The 18478-nt window shown below is 35.3% G+C and carries 12 protein-coding genes; 8 read left to right on the top strand and 4 right to left on the bottom strand.

Annotated elements, in window-relative coordinates; all coding sequences use genetic code 11:
• Positions 1 to 20: 20 nt before the first annotated feature.
• A complete protein-coding gene (locus tag ACFFIS_RS06350; protein WP_320380688.1) occupies positions 21 to 701 on the bottom strand; it encodes a DUF4956 domain-containing protein in 681 nt (226 codons plus the stop codon).
• A 1-nt stretch (position 702) separates the two neighbouring features.
• Positions 703 to 1494, bottom strand: coding sequence for a polyphosphate polymerase domain-containing protein (locus tag ACFFIS_RS06345; RefSeq protein WP_390186663.1), 792 nt, complete (start codon positions 1492 to 1494; stop codon positions 703 to 705).
• Positions 1495 to 1819: 325 nt separating this feature from the next.
• On the opposite strand from ACFFIS_RS06345, the gene ACFFIS_RS06340 reads away from it, so the two are divergent.
• The 3 genes from ACFFIS_RS06340 to ACFFIS_RS06330 all read left to right on the top strand — a co-directional run bounded on the left by ACFFIS_RS06340 (position 1820) and on the right by ACFFIS_RS06330 (position 5212).
• Positions 1820 to 2884: a helix-turn-helix transcriptional regulator gene (locus ACFFIS_RS06340; RefSeq protein WP_390186662.1), complete on the top strand. Its 1065-nt coding sequence runs from the start codon at positions 1820 to 1822 to the stop codon at positions 2882 to 2884.
• A gap of 925 nt (positions 2885 to 3809) precedes the next feature.
• Positions 3810 to 4658: a hypothetical protein gene (locus ACFFIS_RS06335; protein ID WP_390186660.1), complete on the top strand. Its 849-nt coding sequence runs from the start codon at positions 3810 to 3812 to the stop codon at positions 4656 to 4658.
• Positions 4655 to 5212 carry a hypothetical protein gene (locus ACFFIS_RS06330; protein ID WP_320380684.1) on the top strand — a complete coding sequence of 186 codons (558 nt, stop codon included), beginning with the start codon at positions 4655 to 4657 and terminating at the stop codon, positions 5210 to 5212. The genes ACFFIS_RS06335 and ACFFIS_RS06330 overlap by 4 nt, the downstream gene beginning before the upstream one ends.
• Positions 5213 to 5452: 240 nt before the next feature.
• Here the strand turns inward: ACFFIS_RS06330 and ACFFIS_RS06325 are convergent, their stop codons facing one another.
• Positions 5453 to 6643 (bottom strand): coenzyme F420-0:L-glutamate ligase, encoded by a 1191-nt coding sequence (locus ACFFIS_RS06325; RefSeq protein ID WP_390186658.1) that lies wholly within the window; start codon positions 6641 to 6643, stop codon positions 5453 to 5455.
• Positions 6644 to 7244: 601 nt separating this feature from the next.
• Here ACFFIS_RS06325 and ACFFIS_RS06320 point away from each other — a divergent pair.
• Positions 7245 to 9146, top strand: coding sequence for an FUSC family protein (locus tag ACFFIS_RS06320; protein WP_390186656.1), 1902 nt, complete (start codon positions 7245 to 7247; stop codon positions 9144 to 9146).
• A 749-nt stretch (positions 9147 to 9895) separates the two neighbouring features.
• On the opposite strand, the gene ACFFIS_RS06315 is transcribed toward ACFFIS_RS06320, so the two are convergent.
• Positions 9896 to 11437: a type IA DNA topoisomerase gene (locus ACFFIS_RS06315; protein WP_320380681.1), complete on the bottom strand. Its 1542-nt coding sequence runs from the start codon at positions 11435 to 11437 to the stop codon at positions 9896 to 9898.
• Between the two features lie 201 nt (positions 11438 to 11638).
• Between ACFFIS_RS06315 and ACFFIS_RS06310 the strand changes: the two genes are divergently transcribed.
• Genes ACFFIS_RS06310 through ACFFIS_RS06295 form a run of 4 tightly spaced genes read left to right on the top strand, consistent with a single transcriptional unit; the run spans position 11639 to position 18344 of the window.
• Positions 11639 to 12952: a site-specific integrase gene (locus ACFFIS_RS06310; protein WP_390186654.1), complete on the top strand. Its 1314-nt coding sequence runs from the start codon at positions 11639 to 11641 to the stop codon at positions 12950 to 12952.
• Complete coding sequence (locus ACFFIS_RS06305; RefSeq protein WP_390186653.1) at positions 12933 to 15923, top strand: hypothetical protein; 2991 nt, start codon at positions 12933 to 12935, stop codon at positions 15921 to 15923. Before ACFFIS_RS06310 ends, ACFFIS_RS06305 begins: the two co-directional genes overlap by 20 nt.
• Positions 15924 to 15925: 2 nt before the next feature.
• Positions 15926 to 17620, top strand: a complete 1695-nt coding sequence (locus ACFFIS_RS06300) for a site-specific integrase (RefSeq protein WP_390186652.1) — start codon at positions 15926 to 15928, stop codon at positions 17618 to 17620.
• A complete protein-coding gene (locus tag ACFFIS_RS06295) occupies positions 17613 to 18344 on the top strand; it encodes a hypothetical protein (RefSeq protein ID WP_320380589.1) in 732 nt (243 codons plus the stop codon). The genes ACFFIS_RS06300 and ACFFIS_RS06295 overlap by 8 nt, the downstream gene beginning before the upstream one ends.
• Positions 18345 to 18478: the final 134 nt, after the last annotated feature.

The raw sequence follows: 18478 nt of genomic DNA, 5'->3' as shown, positions 1-18478 counted from the left end.
TACAAGTTCTATTTAAAGTTTTAATTACCGTTTTCCATATACGTAATGGATACTTTTAAATTGGCATTTTTTTCACGGATGCGATCAAGTAATTCTTTATCATTTGTAGTATTTTTACTACGAATCGCGTACGTGTACAAAATCATGGTACCGAGGTTCGTTGTTTCGACCTGACGTAATGTGTGGCTTGTTGTATAATCATGAAATACATCATCAAGTAGATTTTCGTGATTTAAGTTTTCAGGTACAGTTACTTTTAGGATTTGCGTATCTTTACCTTTTCCATAATCAAAACGATAGAGAAGATAAAATACGAAACTAGCGAATAAAGTGAGTAATATAGCGAGATCAAATTGATAGAGTCCACACGTCATTCCGACACATAGGCCAAAAAAGATATAGGCAATATCTTTTACATCCGTTACGGCACTTCTAAAGCGGATTAATGAAAAAATAGCAAATAAACCAAACGCTACGCCTGCATTATCGCTAACAACATTCATGATAACGGATACGATAATACTCAATATAATGATTGTATGAACAAATGCTTGGGAATAACGTTCCCCTGTAAAAGTAATGAGATACACCTTTGTAATAACTAAACTTAATGCTGTTGCAATGAGTAGGCCAAGAAATGTCATGGTAATACTGTGTCCAACTCCTGCTTGAATTGAAAAAAGTTGATTTAATACATCCATTTTAAATTCCTCCAATTAATATTTTTTCATTTTGTACCCCTGATAACTGTACAGGTTCTGGTACAATTCCATTGGGTAGTTGATTTCCTCTTAACATCTCTAAACTCGTGCAAAATTTGGATGCGCCCCTTTGCTCACAGTTAAGACTTTGCAAAATTCGTGTGAGCCATAATGGTACGCTGTCATCCACCTTCACTTCTAAAACGACTAAATTCGGATCGATAAAATGTTCTCCACTAGAACCATTTTCAAGTAAAAGGTCGTCGTTTCGGCAACGTAAGTTTAGATCAAACGTAATTCTTAAATTAGGATCATATGTGCAATGAAGTGCATGCCTATCATAGCTGACAATCATTTCAGGGCGTAATTGATAGTGTTTCCGGAAGTAGTCAATTTCTCGGAATACTTGTGGATTAGATGATTCATATTGTTCCACGGCATTGTTAGTTGTATCATTTAAATAACGATAAGCTTCTCGAAGTGGAAGTAGCATTCTGCGCTTATTTACCACTTTTTTATGCTTTTGTTTTACTTCAAAGAATGCAGTCCCATCAATATCCGTATCATCATATATTCGTAACCGTAACTTTTGTCGAAATTTTAATTTATTTTTTGTCTCAAAGTAAATTTTATGGTCACTACTATCAAAATACAGGCTTGTTACCGTATATCTGCCATCAATACCGAATTTATCTGGGCGCATATAAGGCGAAATCTGGAAAATCAATTCTTTGTATTGATCTGTTGAAATGAGATACTTTTGTTCCTTTCTCCTGAAAATTTCAATTGCCATTTTATTTCATTCCCTTCATTGTTTATTATGCAGAGGTTCAATGAGAGCGCCATTTGAAAGAGATTAGATTTCGATTAGATTTTTATGTGAAAGTGCTTAGTAGACAAGCTAATAGATAAAACGATGGAGCATGAGCGATGGGGGAAATTGTCATTGCGTAACAGCTACTTGCTGAATTTTCACTTCACAAAGGGGTTCTCCAAAACTTGTCCAATAAAAATTCCCTTCAATCTGTGAAACTTATAAAGCTCAAAACTATTTTTGCACAACAAATGTCAAATTACTTATTCTTCATTCCAATATAATGACAATAGAGGTGAAGCAAATGGATACATATATACAGTGGATGATTGACTGGATGGAGGAGAGGATGAGAGAAAGGTTTTCGTTAGAGGATTTAGCGGATTATATGGGATATTCACCTTATTATTGTTCTTTTAAGTTTCATCAATTAACTGGAATTAGTATAAGACGTTATATTCTTCTACGCAGGTTATATCTTTCAACTGAAGATCTCATCCAAAACAGAAGAATCATTGATATTGCCATGGATTATGGATATTCGTCACAGGAATCATACAGTAGAGCATTTAAAACTGCTTTTGGTCTTAATCCAAAGGAATTCCAGCTTCATCCTCAGCCGGTCCAGTCCTTTACCAAAATTATCATGCAGCAGGGAGATGTAAAAATGAGTAGAGAAGTAGAAGTAAAACAGTTGAAAGATAGGAAACAGGAATTGTTTGATCAGGACGTGCTAAATATTTTAAATGGTCAAGTGATGTATGATGAATTTAACAGTAAAAAATTGATGGGAATGTCTGATTATGTGCCATTCAATGAAGCGATGTGTGTACACCAAACATCAGTACCTGTCTTTGATGATGCGTTCATCCAAATGCGGGCATCTGGACATCGTGATACGGTAGAAAGTTACCGGAACAAGGTGATCAAGCCTTTGTGTAATTTGTTTGAGAAGGATTACAACTATATTGTCTTATGGTTTGGGGAGGATGTATTTTGCCAGATGAATGCATTGACGATCCTCGCCTATTTGGAACAGTCGAGGTTTAAAGGGAAGGTATTTTTAAATAGCTTTAGAGAAGACGAATTTAAAGTAAGTCAGACGGAAGTGACACTGGGTAAGTATGCAACTGTTTATGAGAAAGTATTGATTCAGCACCAAAGGCCATCTATAGAACTATTACCGGTGATGTATCAGGCTGTCAATTTATTCCTAGAGATGCAGACAGAAGATAACCCGGTGATAAAATATATTGTGAAACATAAACATTTGCCAACCTCCGAACTGCTGCAAAAACTATTTGCGCTTTTTCCAATGTTGGGGTATGGAGATACACAATATTTGGAGTTGATAAAGAGATATAAATAAAAGCCTCTTTATAGGCAACTAGGTACCTATTCGAATATGGGTACCTAGTTGCCCGTTGTAAGAGGTGCATTAATGGCTGAACGTGGTTACATAGATTAACATGTACAATTTGCTCATTATATAGAAATTATTTTTGTGGGAGGTTTTTCAACCAATATTTTAACGATGCTAATGAAGGTTAATCATCGCAACTATTGAAAAAAATAAAATCAATTCTACCAATAGTAAGATTACGAAACTTTTTATTGAACGGAATTTAATCTGTAAGTAGTAGATTACTGCCCATACAGCAATAACCGCCAACGGAAAGGCGATGATTAGCATATTTCCCTCTGGACCGAACCCTAAAACTCCCCAAGTAAAGAATAAACTGAACCCTATACTTAAAATACCTATTAAAACATTTATGATGTGAATTATTTTCTTGTTTATTGTGCATCCCCCCGAATTAAATAACGAACATATAGTGATAAGGATTTCACCATTTGCCAAACGGAATTTTGACCCTTTGAAATAGTCATTCCTATATATTATACCAAGGGAACTTATTTATAACAAAAACACCTAATAACAACAATCTTTAGGAAACAACCTCTATCAAAAAGGTAAAATTGGCTAATTGTCCCGGATGTATCTTTCATTTCATTGCACAATGTAGGACGACTAGCTTACTTTAATGCAAAAGAGTTTTGTGGTATTGCTTGAAGCATCCTTACTTCGCCTATAAAGGGAAGGTGTTTTTAACCTGTAGAGAGGTTGAATTCAAAGTAAGCCAGATGGAAATGACACGAGGTAGGTACGTGTTATGAGTCAAGCTCTTCTCTAATAGCAGATTTACAATAGTCACAAACTTTATTAAGAATATTTAAAAATCTTATGTTATAATCTAAGAAATAAATATATTCATAAAAGTGATGGTGATTTTTTGAAACCTTGGATGTTTTGGATAGGCATATTGCTCGTATTGATAAGTGGAGTTGGAAACTACATTTATTTCCAATCAAGTAAATTAGAAGAGCCAATTTTTCTAGAACATTATATAACAAAAAATATCTTTGATGACCAAGAAACTGTGGAAATTCGATTCAATTATTTAATCGATAAGCATGAGTTTATACATGTCAGTTACGTGGAAGTAAATGGGGTTATCTTAACACCAACGAATGAAGGCCGTGTGTGGTTTGGTGATGGGCAAGAGCAAATTTCTTACAAACAAGCATTCAACCAAAATTATTTAATGGAGGTATTGCTTGAAATTCCCATTAGCGAGGTGCCAATTGACTTCTCTAAAGAGGTTTGGACGTTTGAAGAGATTGATGTTACTTTTTCAAATCATCAACAGGTGCATACTAACATCGGTACAGTTACGATTGGCATGAATGAGGAAAATACTGATGTATTTGAACATAGGAGTTCAAGCGATAGTGGTGATAGAGCGAGTGAAGATGTTTTGGAAGTGAAGAAGTCAGTACGGCTTGAAGAGATTAGGCTACCTTATAAACAAGTAGAAAATCAATTACATATGCAAATAAACAGTAAACCCTATGTGGCATCTGAATTTGGGGCAATGGAACTACAAAAAGACGATAGCCTTATCTTGCAATTCTCCACAGATGAGAATCTTACTAGCTTTATTGAATTAGATGTGGCATTGCACGGAGTTACTGAGAATGAGGGGGATTTTACATATATGTTAACAGTTATTCGTGAACCATGGTTAAACCAAACATCAGTCAATCAATTGGTTAAGGAAAGTAAGGATCAATTAAAATGAAGGTAGCATTTACAAAAATAACTTGGGGATTAATTATCATTTTGATAGATATTCACATCTTTGTGGATATACTTCCTAACCCAATTGGTTACTATTTGATTTATCAAGGAGTCGTAAATCTGACTAATCAAATTGATGGAGAGAAAAAAGCTAGCTATTTGGCGGCTATTCTTACGTTTATTTCGATTCCATCTGTATTTATTCCGCAAAATCAAGGTGATTTATTTTTGGAGACTTTTTCACTTTGGAGTATGTATCCATTATTGCTTGGGTTACTAAAACTAGTGCTCGTTTTTTACATTTTTCAACTTATGCTAGACATTAGTCGTCTTGCTGAAGTGAGTAATATTCATCAATTGACAACTAGACTATGCAATAGTTATGTTATACTCTCTCTTCTATTCTACATCATAGAAACATTTTCAATTAACTTTGTTGGAAATGGGTTCAACACAATCAAAGTAATTGTAACAATTGTAATGTTAATTTGGGAGATAAGGTTGCTAATCCTTGTGAATCATTATAAAAAAGTTAAACCTATAAGCCTTGTGTAAAGGGCAACCTAAATCCTACTTAAAATGGAGTAGTTTGTCTTTTGGCTTTCATATGATGGAGTTGATGATCCGTCAACCTGATACCTTAAGCCTGGGCAGGTAGTTCATAAAAGTCCTTTGAAATCATATTTCTGAATTTAATTTAAAGGATAATACTGATCTTACCCCAGTTTCAGAAAAATACGATGAAAAAAGGACAAAGGAGCCATTCTCCCTTGTCCAATAAGATTACGATAATTATTACTTTGTATAGTTATCAAAATATCCTTGAATATAAACAATCGGTGTTCCTTTATCTCCGCTACCCGAAGTTAAGTCGGATAGTGAGCCGATAAGGTCTGTTAGTCTACGAGGAGTAGTTCCTTGCGCTTCCATTGCTCCAACTAAGTCATCTTCTTTTTCATCTATATATGTTGCAATGGCTTGTCTTAGTTCTTCGCCTTTTAAATCTGCAAATTGATTGTCGGCAAGGTATTTTAATTTAATTTCATTTGGTCTTCCTTCTAATCCAGGAGTATAGGCTGGGGAAACTACTGGGTCAGCGAGCTCCCAAATCTTTCCTACAGGGTCTTTGAATGCACCGTCTCCATAAACCATGACCTCGACGGTTTTACCTGTCTTTTCCTTCATGACTTCTTGGATTTTGTCTACGACTGGTTGGCAATTACGTGGGAATAACTTTACGCTATCCTCTGTTGCCTTATTCGTACCTAATAGACCATAGTTCTCATTGAATCCACTGCCTTCGATTGATTCGGCAAGAATATTATCAAGGCTATAAATTTTCTCGCCACCATTAGCTTTTAAAATTCTTTTTGTTCTAGCTCTTGAATGAATGTCACAGCAAAGCACATTCTTTGTGTAGTCCAAAATGGTCTTTGGTTGATTTGAAAAAATGACTTCGCATGCTATACCATATTCTTCAACTAATGACTTGTAATAATCGATATAATCGACACCAGTAAAGGTATGTTTATTGTAGCCAAAGTGATCGCGGAATTGTTTTTCTGTTAAAACATCCGTCCAAGGATTTATCCCTTTTTCATCAAGTGTGTCTATATCCACTAAATGATTACCTACTTCATCGGAAGGGTAGCTTAACATTAATACAATTTTCTTTGCGCCTTTTGCGATACCACGAAGACAAACTGCAAAACGGTTACGGCTTAGAATAGGGAAAATGACACCAATTGTATCATCACCAAATTTAGCTTGGACATCTTTGGCAATATGGTCAATAGTGGCATAGTTTCCTTGGGCACGTGCCACAACGGATTCTGTAACGGATATAATATCTTTATCATGTATCGTAAAGCCTTCAACTTCCGCAGCTTTTAATACGCTATCAACAACAATTTCCTCAATACGATCACCTTTATTAATAATCGGACAACGAAGCCCCCTTGCGATAGTACCTACAACTCTTTCCACAAAAATCGCTCCTTCTTCTTGCTACTATTTATGTATGGAATAAAAAACATAATTTGTAAAATCACATCCATATAAAATCAAACAAAACATTTGATTACTGCCTATTTAAATATACTGATTTTCATTATGTAAGTAAAATGTATACAACTATTATAGCAATGATTATCGTAAATTTATTTAGAAAGGTTATCTACTATTTTGAGATAAATGGGGGATTTATATGCCTGTTTAAGTGAGTAAATAAATGTTGGTAAATATTTTAACTAGCATACATCATGTTGTTGGGTGGTCAAATGTAGTCGGCCATCATTTGACGTTAAAAAGTAAATTCATTAAAATTAATATTTGTATAGAAAGTCTTTCGTACATGTTCATTATATAAGCGTAAATTTCCCCCTTTTCCTTCTAAATGGATAAAAGATTTAAGGCTTACCGCAGGCTGTATGACCCTACTTCACAACTTGATGGGATTTTAAAGAATGATACGTGAAGAATTTATAGCCTAAAATCCCGATTCATTCAACGAACGTCAGTGGAATAAGTGTGATTACCCTACTACTGATTGAAAACTCGCTTTATAAAAAGAAAGAAGGAATATTGTGTGAAACTCTCTATTATTCGAGATGCTTTCAAGATCAAGCAGTCTCCTTTTCCCTTGCGAAAAGCATTTGGAGCGGCATTAAGTTCATCCATACCTGTCATGATTGGTATATTACTTGGCAACTTTCAATATGGACTACTCGCTGGGATTGGAGGATTTGCATATTTATATGTATTTAACGAGCCGTACAAGCATAGAGCAAAGAAGTTATTTTTTGTTTTACTTGGACTAACTTTAGCGATGGGACTTGGTTCACTAACAGCCGGATATCCGCTTGTATTTGGTGTTTTATTAGGGCTAATAGGTGGCCTGGCGACATTTACGTTCGGTGCTTTTAAAATTCAAGGCCCAGCAGCTATCTTCTTTGTCATAATTTTTGCGATGACATCCGCGATGGAAGTGAGCCCCCATGATGCGCTTTTAAGAGCTTCACTTGTTTTCTCGGGCGGAGTAATTTCTTGGATAGTAGCGATGATTGGTTGGTTTTCGGATCCTTACAAACCGGAAAAGGAATCCATTTACTACCTTTATGGGCAACTTACGAATTTAACAAAATCAATAGGGACGGAAAAGTTTATTGAGATAAAAGAAAATACATTATTTTCATTAAAGAATGCAGATGCAACATTGACTTCTGGTTATATTTCATGGCGCAGCAAGCAGTATTTTAAACGTTTATATGTACTAAAAAATATTGCCCATGAAATATGGATGGATATTTTAGAACTTGAGGCGAAAGGAGTTAGAGGCTTATCTTCTGAAACAGTATACTTTTTGGAGCAAGTGACACAATCTCTTCATAATAAGGGTCAAGGGAAGATGATTCCTACTCCTATGATTGAAGATGTGGGATCTATTGAAGGAAGTTTATTGAACAAAGTAGCGGAAGCAAATAGGGTGTTACATGCAACAAATCCAAACTTAGACATGGAAGTTCAAATTCAAAAGCAGCCATTTACAAGAACATTTATAGATGCGTTTGACAAGAATTCAGTTGTGCTTTTATCAGCAATTCGCTACACGATTGTACTTAGTATTGCCGCATTGATTGCCTTTTCCTATGAATTTGATCGTTCTTATTGGATTCCTGTTACATGTGGTTCTGTTATGCTTGGCTCTACCATTATTAGTACATTTCACCGTTCGATTCAAAGGTCACTCGGAACTTTGGTTGGTGTCCTTCTTGCTGTTAGCATTCTCTTGATTGCTCCATCACCTATTGTTGTTGCTTTTCTTATCGGTATCTTGTTCTTCCTTACAGAAATTTTCATTGTACGTAATTATGCATTTGCTGTTACTTTCATTACACCGAATGCTATTTTGGCTGCTGAAAGTACAACACAAATTGGAGATATTTCTTATTTTGCAACTGCACGTGTGACGGATGTGCTCATTGGTTGTGTTATCGGAGTTATAGGGGTTCTCCTAGTTGGTAGACATTCTGCTTCTAGTCGATTGCCACATTTAATGTCAAAAACGATACGTAGTCAATCACAGCTATTTTTTAGTCTCTTTGCTGATAATAGTAACAGCTCCCAGAATACGCAAAGAATCAGCCGAATTCAAAATAAAATGAGAACGAATCTAAGTAATTTACGTACGGTTTATGATACGGCATTAGGTGAAATCCCCCATAACATGGACAGGCTAAGTCACATATCGCCAGTTCTCTTTTCCATGGAACAACTTGGTTATTTTCTGCAATCAAATGTAAACAGAGAAGGAAGAACATTGCTCACAAAAGATGAGACTGCCCAGTTTTTATATATCTTTGAAACAATGGCACAATCCATTGAACAAAATAAGTTGCTGGGAGCAGCTCAAGTACCTCATATGCCACATAATCAAAGAATCTATGCAGAAATTCAAACGCTCCAAGAATCACTCAAACTACTGTTATGAAGAAGCCGAGGTATGAAGCAGGGATGGGTGAAGCAGAGGGACGGTTCTGCCGCATATTATCTGAGAAAGGCAGCAGGAATCCACCGAGAGAAGTGCTGTCTCGGTTTATCATCCAAGAAAAGCAGCAGGAATCAACCGTGAGGATTGCTGTCTCGGTTTATCATTCAAGAAAAGCAGCCGGAATCCACCGAGAGGATTGCTGTCTCGGTTTATCATTCAAGAAAAGCAGCCGGAATCAACCGAGAGGATTGCTGTCACGGTTGATTATCTCAGAAAGGTAGCAGGAATCCACCGAGAGGAGTGCTATCTCGGTTTATCATCCAGGAAAAGCAGCAGGAATCCACCGAGAGAAGTGCTATCTCGGTTTATTATCTAAGAAAGGCGGAAGGAATCCACCGAGAGAAGTGCTGTCACGGTTTATTATCTAAAAAAAGCAGCCGGAATCCACCGAGAGGAGTGCTGTCTCGGTTTATCATCTAAGAAAGGCAGCAGGAATCCACCGAGAGGATTGCTGTCTCGGTTGATTATCTAAGAAGGGCAGCAGGAATCCACCGAGAGGAGTGCTGTCTCGGTTGATTATCTAAGAAAAGCAGTAGGAATCCACCGAGAGGAATGCTGTCTCGGTTGATTCAGTTCTATGCTGAAGATACGGCGGAAACGTCCCTGTTTTTATCACATCATGTGGTCATCAGAAATAATATGAGGCGAGGTACAGACGGAACTTAGAATGTTGTCTGTACCTCGTATTTTTATTTAAAATCCAACATCAATTTTCCATCTTTAAATTCCAGTGGGGCATCAAACTTTTTACCTGCAGATGAAGTGAATCCTTTGATAACGCTTGTCCGTCCTTTTGTGCACAACAGCTTTACTTGGGCTGGGGTTAGCCTTTTCTTGAGAAATGTACCGGGAAATGTCTGTTTGCAGCCATTTTTATAATTACTACAGCCATAAAATGACTTTCGATGCACGATTGTACCATTACCACAAGCAGGGCAGGGTGCTACTTCCTTTGGTTTATAAGTTTTCCTGCGAGAGGAAGGTGCAGGCGGGAGTGCAATGTTGATTTCCTGCTTGTCTAACTCGTTTGGGACATCTTGAAGCAGTTTTTGGATAAACTTTGTGACGTTGTTTAAAAAGTGCTGACCTGTCCCTTCTCCATTCCCAATTTTCCTCAAGTATGTTTCCCATTTCGCTGTCATGGAAGGACTTGCGAGTAGGCTTCCCTCAATTGCTTGGCATAGGACGCGACCCTTGTCAGTAATGGCGACGATATTTTTGGTTACTGATATATAGCCGTGCTTTTTGATCGTTTCAATAATTCCACTACGTGTTGCCTCAGTACCAAGTCCTTCAATCTCCCTCAAAACGTTTGTCTCAGTTTGATCCTCAACAAGTTTTCCGCATGTTTTCATCATCGCTATTAGTTGGCCTTCAGTGTATGGTTTCGGGGCTTGCGTTTTTCCTTCTTTGATAGCAATTTCACTTTGTACCGTTTCCTCACGCTCCAATTGCGGAAGAGTGAGTTCCTCGGAGTTCTTTGTCTTTTTAGATGGGGGGAAAAGTTCCTTCCACCCCTTATCGCGCTCTGTCCTGCCTGTTGTGAAAAACGGAAGTCCATTTACATTTGTCGTTACTTTCGTTTCAGTATACAAGTAATCACGGTGAAACATGGCAAGTGTAGTCCGGACGATTTCCTCATATAAATTACGCGCAAGCGGTGACAGTTTGGCGACAGCTGCTGCAGTGGGCAGTTTCTTCGTTGGGATAATGGCATGGTGCTCATTCACCTTGGAACTGTCGACAAATCTTTTCTTCGGTGTTCTTGATGCGACTTCAAATTCGTGCCCAATAAGATTTTGAAAATCTTCAATTGAAGCTGACAAGTAGGCGAATTCAGCGGGTGTGATGTGCCGTGCGTCCGTTCTTGGGTAAGAGACAATTTTCTTTTCGTAAAGAGTCTGCATTGTTTTTAATACGATTGCTGGACTCGCTTTCCATCTACGATTGGCCGTAGCTTGCAGTGTGGAAAGTGAATGAAGCTGCGGTGCCGGCATGCGCTTATCTGTATGGGTGAGCTCTGTAATCGTGCCCGGTGTATCGGGATGGATATTGCGATCACGCAACAGGTTGGCAATGATTTCTCGCTTCGGTTCTTTTAATTTTGCCTTTCCTTTATATACTCCGTGTTGAGCGGTAAATTGGGCTTCCACTTCGAAAAATGGTTCGGAAACAAACGTTTCAATTTCTCTCTGACGCTGATAAATCAAATAGACTGTTGGTGATTGCACTTGTATAACTACTTCTGGGCTATTTATAGTATTAACTTAATAAATACACCATAAATACTTATATTAAAAGCATTAAACCTACTTAAGTATTCCGCCCATATTAGAGGGAATGGTTTATAATAAATGGTGTAAACTGTAAAAAACACTTCTCCCATTTATGAAACTAAAGAAGTTAAATTAATACGAAAGGAGGACAATTATATGAGTTTTTTTGTTGTAAGGGAGTACAGCATTACTGAGTTGAGTGGTGAATATGAAAGTGAAGTAAGGACAATAGGAATTGGGATGAAAAATCCTAATACTGACAATATCTTTCCATCCCCTATTACTAATTTTATCAAGACAATGTATAGAAACAAAGGTAAGTCTTTAAGTAGCCAACGTAACAGTGCATATGCGGTAACTAGGTTTCTAAACTACATAATCGATCAGATAAAGCAAAAAGATATTTCTTTTGCTTGTCTGGAAAATGAAGGTATAAACGGAATGAGACTAATTCACGGTTCTAAATATATTTCAAGCCTATCTTTAAGGGCAAGGGCTGGTGAACTTTCCCCGGGATATGTTAATGATCAAATGAGATATATAATCAAATTTTATTATTGGTTAAAAATTCAAGGGATTATATATGAGGATTTTGAAATTACTTATAAGTCAATTAAACGAGGAAAACTCAATCATTTAGTGGAAATTAATCCGTTTGATGATATTGAGCTTGGTACTATATTTGTTGGAAAAGACGAAAGAGTAAAAAGTATGTTGTCTGATTTTGGTACAAATAGATATTCACTTACGATAAAGTTAATAAATATTGCTAGAAATATTGCGCCAGATATAGTGTTAGGAATCTGCTTTCAGTTCTTTGGCGGATTAAGACGATCAGAAGTAGTTAATTTGACTCGGCAAAACATTAAGGAGCAAGGAAATGGGTTGATCTTGGAGATAAGGGATAACCAAGAATTACTTTTTCCTGACATAAAAAATACTTCTCATATACAAGTGAAAAACCCAAGAAATCAATCACTTTTAATGAACAACCTAATGCTAAATATATATAAGGAGCATTTAGAGGGACTTGAAAATCTTATGAACAAAGGAGTTTATAATAATCCAGCTTATTTGTTTGTATCTGGACGTACCGGGTTGCCTATAACTGGAAAACAGTATCATTTGAGGTTTATGAAAGTAAAAAAAGCATTTTTAAGGGCGTTAAGCATGGAAGAAAATATAGGCGACTATGCCCTGTTAGCAGAGAATAGTTGGTCTACACATATTGGCAGAGGGGTATTTACTAACTTCTTGCTCGATCTTGGACTAAATCCGACTCAAATAGCCATTGCGCGGGGGGACAGAGATATCAACTCAGCGTTAGCATATGTTGATGAAAAAACGGCAATTGAAAATATGAAAGTGGCCATTAACTTCATTCAAGAGGCTTATGATAATAAAGTTTCAACCATTGATACGGCGTATTTAGAAAAATGGGAGGAAGCGAGTGATAAAGGACATGGATAAAGAAATGTATCCGAGATATGAATTGAGTAAGCTATTGAATATTACATATTCAACTAAATTAGTCAAGATATTGAATGAGTATAATATAAATCCTATTTCAAAAGATACACGTAATATTGAGTATTATAAAAAAAGTGATACAGAAAAATTACTAAAAATACAAAGTGAGCTTTACGAGTATTATCAAACAAACTTTGTCACCTATAATGAGGGAATAAGACTAGGTGTTAGCGCTCATAGTTTAAGTTTATCTAATCCAACAGAGTTGCCTATAATTGCAAGAGTAAAAAAGTATTGTAATATAAGAACAGTTTACGAGAAAAGATTAGTGAACGTAGCATTGGAAAGAAAAGCCTTATTAAATAATACGTCCTACTATACGAGAAGAGAAGTTTCACTACTATTCAAAGTCGTATGCATCGAGAGATTTCTGAAAAGTAATAATGTTGAACCGATAATTATAAATAGCAAAAGTGGGAGTTACAATCGATGGGATAAAAATGAAATTGATTCACTGTTTAAAAGACGTGAAAAATTATACAACTATTATGATCAAAATCATTTGACTTATAAAGAGGTTAGTAAATTATTAAACGTTAAAATGGTTAGTTCGTACACAATCAAGAGCAATGGTTTAATTCTAGACGAACTTCCTTCGCTTGCTAAATTCAATCGCTTCAAAAAAACAAAGGTAGCTTTTAGAAAATCGTCAATAGATAAATACTTAAAGGCCAAAAAAGAAAAGGGAGAAAAGAGGCAAGAGGCAAAAGGTAAAAAGAAGTATTTAAACTTAAAGGAGTCGAAAAGTAAAAGAAAGGATTTTATTCTAAAGAAGGGGAAAAGCGGATGTCAATTTATAGAAGAAGGGAATCTAAAAAATAAGCATCTTCTTTTAAGAGATATCAGTAAAGTTTTAGGCTTATCTAAAGAACTTGTGGTCTTAGCCCTGCAAGAAAATGAAATTACCCCAAGGCATGTTATTAGTAACGTCAAATGGTATTCAAAAGACGAAATTTACAAGCTTAAAGAGGCTCAGAATAGTCTGTTGACTAAGTTTGAAAATGAGTACATGACGTTTATTGAGCTACGTTCTTTAAACATAAGTGGAAACTCTATTCAAAAGTTTACTGCTAGAGATCTTCCTAGGCTTATAAAGATTGGGAAATTTAAAAATTCTAAAGTGGTTTACCCTAAGAACAGTGTTGATGAGTATATGAGTCAGATGAGAAGAGAACAACTTCAAAAAGAAATAACAAAGGACATTGCTCTCCCTTATGCTACTTATGAACGATTAATTGTAGCATTAGAGATCTCCTTTTCCGCTAATGCCCCTTTAACGCAAAAATACTGGTTTTCCTATGTTCAGCAAATATTAAATAAAACAAAAGGAAATAAACAATCCGTTAAGAAGCAAATTATTCGTTTTGCTTCGATAACTAAGTTGATAGCGAACATAACAAAATCAAAAGAGATATTCTCTTACTCTGTAAAGGAGTTAAATTTATTGTTATTTAATCATGAAATCTTTCTGGAGTATCAGATGACCCTTTTTTCATTCTTTAATGCCATCAATAATGCAATGCCAACTGCTTTAATAGGTGTGGGCAAAATAAATAATCCTTATGAGGTGAAAAGGAGAAAAGGGATTGGTAAAAAGGAGGTCTACTCCCCTACTGAATTTATTGAGTTGTTAGATTATATTAAGGATATCAAGCTGCACAAGCATAATGCAATTAAGGATATTAATAGTGCATTAAACGATAGAGATACATATAAAAAGTATGATTCTGCCTGGTTATATGTTTTGCTTCATATGAATAATGGCTGGAGAGCTTCTGATTTTGCTTATAAAATTCCTCGACTGGATTTGCCAGACAAAATTAGAAGTATCTCTGATTTTGAGAATACTAATTTAGGTTTGGAGGATGCAAGGTATATTGTTGTTCAGCTTTCTAGTAAATTACAGTCCTTGAAGCATACCAAAAATCAAAAAACAAATTACTTTTTTTGTTCTGATGAGCTTATACCCCCTCTTGCCAACGCACTAATAATTTGTGAACTAAGGACAAGGTTGTTGGGAACAAATAAACATTATTTAATCGACTTTATGAATCAAAGAAACGAAATGCTTAAAGGTACACATGATTCGCTTTTTACTAATTTTAAAAAGAACTTTATATTCGGTTCATTAAAAATGAACCGTACCTTTATTGGCCTAATGACTGATGTTGTAAAGAAAAAAACAAAGAGGAATCCCTTAGAAATCTCTAAATTCATACGCAATCATTCAGACCTAGACACGACAAATACTTACATTGATATTCCAAAAGAGCACGTAGATTATATCGCCAGTCAGCTTTTTGATAAAGGATACTTCGGATATACTTATGACTTATTTTCTAAAGTATTACTTGGGGAGACTAGTATAAGCTCAGATGATCCCTTGAGGAAATCGGCCGTTATAAAAGATATATTTGGCGATATTTATAAAATTGAAAATTTAGCTAGATATATTAATGTTATTGAACAAGAGGATGAAGATCTCTTTCATTATTTAAATGGTCATTCAGAAAATGCGCTTCAAGAAAAGATGCTTTTACTAAATTTCGGACAACTTCCAGCCAAAGAAGCAAACTATCAATGTATTTATGGAAAGTGCATATTTTTAGATAGAGACTGTAACAAATGCCCTTTCGCTGTCCCCCATTTTTACGCGTTAACCAAGATTGCCGCAAACATGGAGAAGCGAATTATAGATTACCTAGAAATACATGAAAACTCAAAGTATTTAGGTGAAAAGGTGAGAATATCGAACCTGCTATTTTCTGATCTCATAGTTCTAAGCCATGCTAAACAAAAGTTTGGTGCAGATGTTCTAAGTGCTTTTATTAAGATAGAATATGACGATTTAAAAGAGCAAATTAGCGCATTACCAAGCCCCTATGAATATATAACAATAGAAAGAGGTTGAAAATGCTGAATATAAAAGTAGAGGACTTTGAGCAAGTTGAAGTATTGGCGAGTGAGGAGTTTGATATAAAACATTCGGTTTTGCAGGCACATGATTCTTTATCAAGATATTCGAATGAGAGTCAATTTAATCACTGTGAGTTTAATCAGGATATTTGGGCTTTATACGATGAAACAGAAAAAAACAAACGTTATATAAACTACGAGTGTCTGACGGAAACGTTGTTAAAAAAGGTAAAGTTTGATTTAAAAACTATTGTGAAATGCTGGACAGCAACATTAATTGACAAGGGCCTAGCCGCAGTAACTATAAAAGGCAAAGTCAATGGGCTTTTGCAGATTGCAACAATATCTAATGGTTTTACTAATGACCTTTTAGGCAGCACTATTAAGTACATAGAAAATTCAACATCTAGACAACGTTTGTCCCTTTGCAACTCTGTGTTGAACTTTCTTGATTATTTTCCATCTGCAGATGATGCGGGGATTTATACAGAAGGGATATGGAACATTAAATCCAAGACTGAACAAAAGCAAGGGATAAGAGAACTACCTAGTTCCCAGGACACTTTAAAATTTTCAATGGTTGTTGAGGATTATTTTAAAAATAATTTATCAGATGAGAATTATCGAAAGTACTTTTGTATTTATTTATGGTGGAATCTAACTACTATTATTCCTTTAAGGATTTCAGAATTCTGCGATATTAAAAGGGATAGTTTAATAGAAGAAGAGGACGGTTTTCTATTAAAACTACCTAGAAAAAAGCAAAATAACCGGAGGGTACAAGTAATTGACTCTATTTTAATTCCTAACAGATTAGCTAAGGCAATAAATATTTATATAAATTCAACTGATAATTATGGGAGTTCTTCAACTCTAATTTCATATTTGTCCTTGCCATTTCAAAAACGCTATTTGGAAAATAAGCTTGATCCTGAGGCATTTGACTCAAAGATATTCTTGTATATCTTAAACGAATTCTACTATGAAATAGTCTGCAAAAAATATGGATTTAAAATTATGGAACAAGAAGAAGTAAAGATAGCCGAACATAACCTAGACCTTGAAAAAGTAATTAACAGGAAAATCAGACCTAACGATACAAGGCATTTCGCCTTTTTAAATCTTATGACACAAGGCTACCATCCGGTAGAAATTGCAAGATTGGGTGGACATGTCTCCATCTACTCCCAATACCACTATCATCAGCATTTGGAGTATTGGGTTGATTCAGAAGTACTGGAGTTAATGCTCAAGTTCAGCTTAAATCAAAATATAGGACAGCACACAAAGGAAATTTTTGATGAAAAGGAATTTAAAAAGAAGTTTATTTTAAGACCTTCTGAAAACAAGGATGTTCGAATCCCCTTGAGTATTGGATATTGTACAGATCCTAATCAAAACTGCAAGGTGGACGATCATGTTTTTTGTGATGCATGGCGTATAAGCTTTGAAGAATATAAAGAAAAAGCCGATATCATTTTAAAAAAAATTAATGATAAAGAAAACATGACAAAACAATTGCTCCAAAACTTGAAAGATCTATATCAAATAGCTATGAAAGGTTTTAAAGAGGGTCTATATTCTGAAAAAAATGTGTTGTTTAACCGCGAACTAATAGAAACCTCTAAGCAGCTAAAGCATTCCCTGTATCAGCTAGCAATTTTAAAAGAAAAGGTGACTACCAATGAGTAAAAAAGGTCGGAAACCAAAAATTTATCCTCAAGAAGCTATTGATAACATTATATCTCAGTATCTTCAACAGCAAAAAAATAATGGGCTGATTAAGTATATGGAAATTTACCGATTTTCCAAGGAATTGTATAAAATCGACAAATCTAACCTTCTCCTTAGCGAAGATTTCTGGAGAAAAAAAGGAAGACAAGGTAGAAAAACAATTGACAAGGCAAATGAAGTTCTCGAACATACCGTTTCTTTATCAATTCAAGAAGATGAAAAAGTTGTGGATTCTATTGATGCAATTAACAAGTTCTTTCAAGGAACGGAAAGCAATAAAGATAAACTTATTGGTGCTATTATTATTAACGAAAATAAATTAAAAAAATATATACAAAAAAACAAGAAAATTATAGCCGATCATAATAATAAAGAAAAAAGGGTCCATTTATTAGAACAAGAAAACAGATTCCTTAAACAAAGACTAGCCGAGTACGAAGAACTTTTTTTTCAGTGGATTGATGCTAGTAGCCATGAAGATGTACCACTTATCAACGTGATAACAACAGGGAAATCAAGGAATAAAATTGTTCAACACTTATTTGATACTATGTTCAGTGAGAATCCAGTTAAGGGTTATGAAAAGTTTGAGGAATTTAGGAAAAACAAGAAAAATGTTACCAGTGTAGTACCATTCAGGGACAATAAAGAGAATACTCTAATTGACGATTTAGACTTATAGTAGATTCTTATTTGAATAGGAGAGCAGTTATTAAAAAAATAATAAAAAGGCAAGACACCATAACTTGAAAATTTTGGTGACTTGCCGCATTTTACTTCGAGTCATTACTCGACAATTATGCGATTCGAAGAACT

The organism is Paracerasibacillus soli (assembly GCF_042432965.1).
Classification (GTDB): domain Bacteria; phylum Bacillota; class Bacilli; order Bacillales; family Amphibacillaceae; genus Paracerasibacillus; species Paracerasibacillus soli.
This window is presented reverse-complemented; position numbering and strand designations above follow the sequence as displayed.

Coding starts and splice junctions, on each gene's coding strand:
- ACFFIS_RS06350 (WP_320380688.1), bottom strand. CDS start 701: ATGGATGTATTAAATCAACTTTTTTCAATTCAAGCAGGAGTTGGACAC.
- ACFFIS_RS06300 (WP_390186652.1), top strand. CDS start 15,926: ATGCTGAATATAAAAGTAGAGGACTTTGAGCAAGTTGAAGTATTGGCG.
- ACFFIS_RS06330 (WP_320380684.1), top strand. CDS start 4,655: ATGAAGGTAGCATTTACAAAAATAACTTGGGGATTAATTATCATTTTG.
- ACFFIS_RS06295 (WP_320380589.1), top strand. CDS start 17,613: ATGAGTAAAAAAGGTCGGAAACCAAAAATTTATCCTCAAGAAGCTATT.
- ACFFIS_RS06340 (WP_390186662.1), top strand. CDS start 1,820: ATGGATACATATATACAGTGGATGATTGACTGGATGGAGGAGAGGATG.
- ACFFIS_RS06310 (WP_390186654.1), top strand. CDS start 11,639: ATGAGTTTTTTTGTTGTAAGGGAGTACAGCATTACTGAGTTGAGTGGT.
- ACFFIS_RS06345 (WP_390186663.1), bottom strand. CDS start 1,494: ATGGCAATTGAAATTTTCAGGAGAAAGGAACAAAAGTATCTCATTTCA.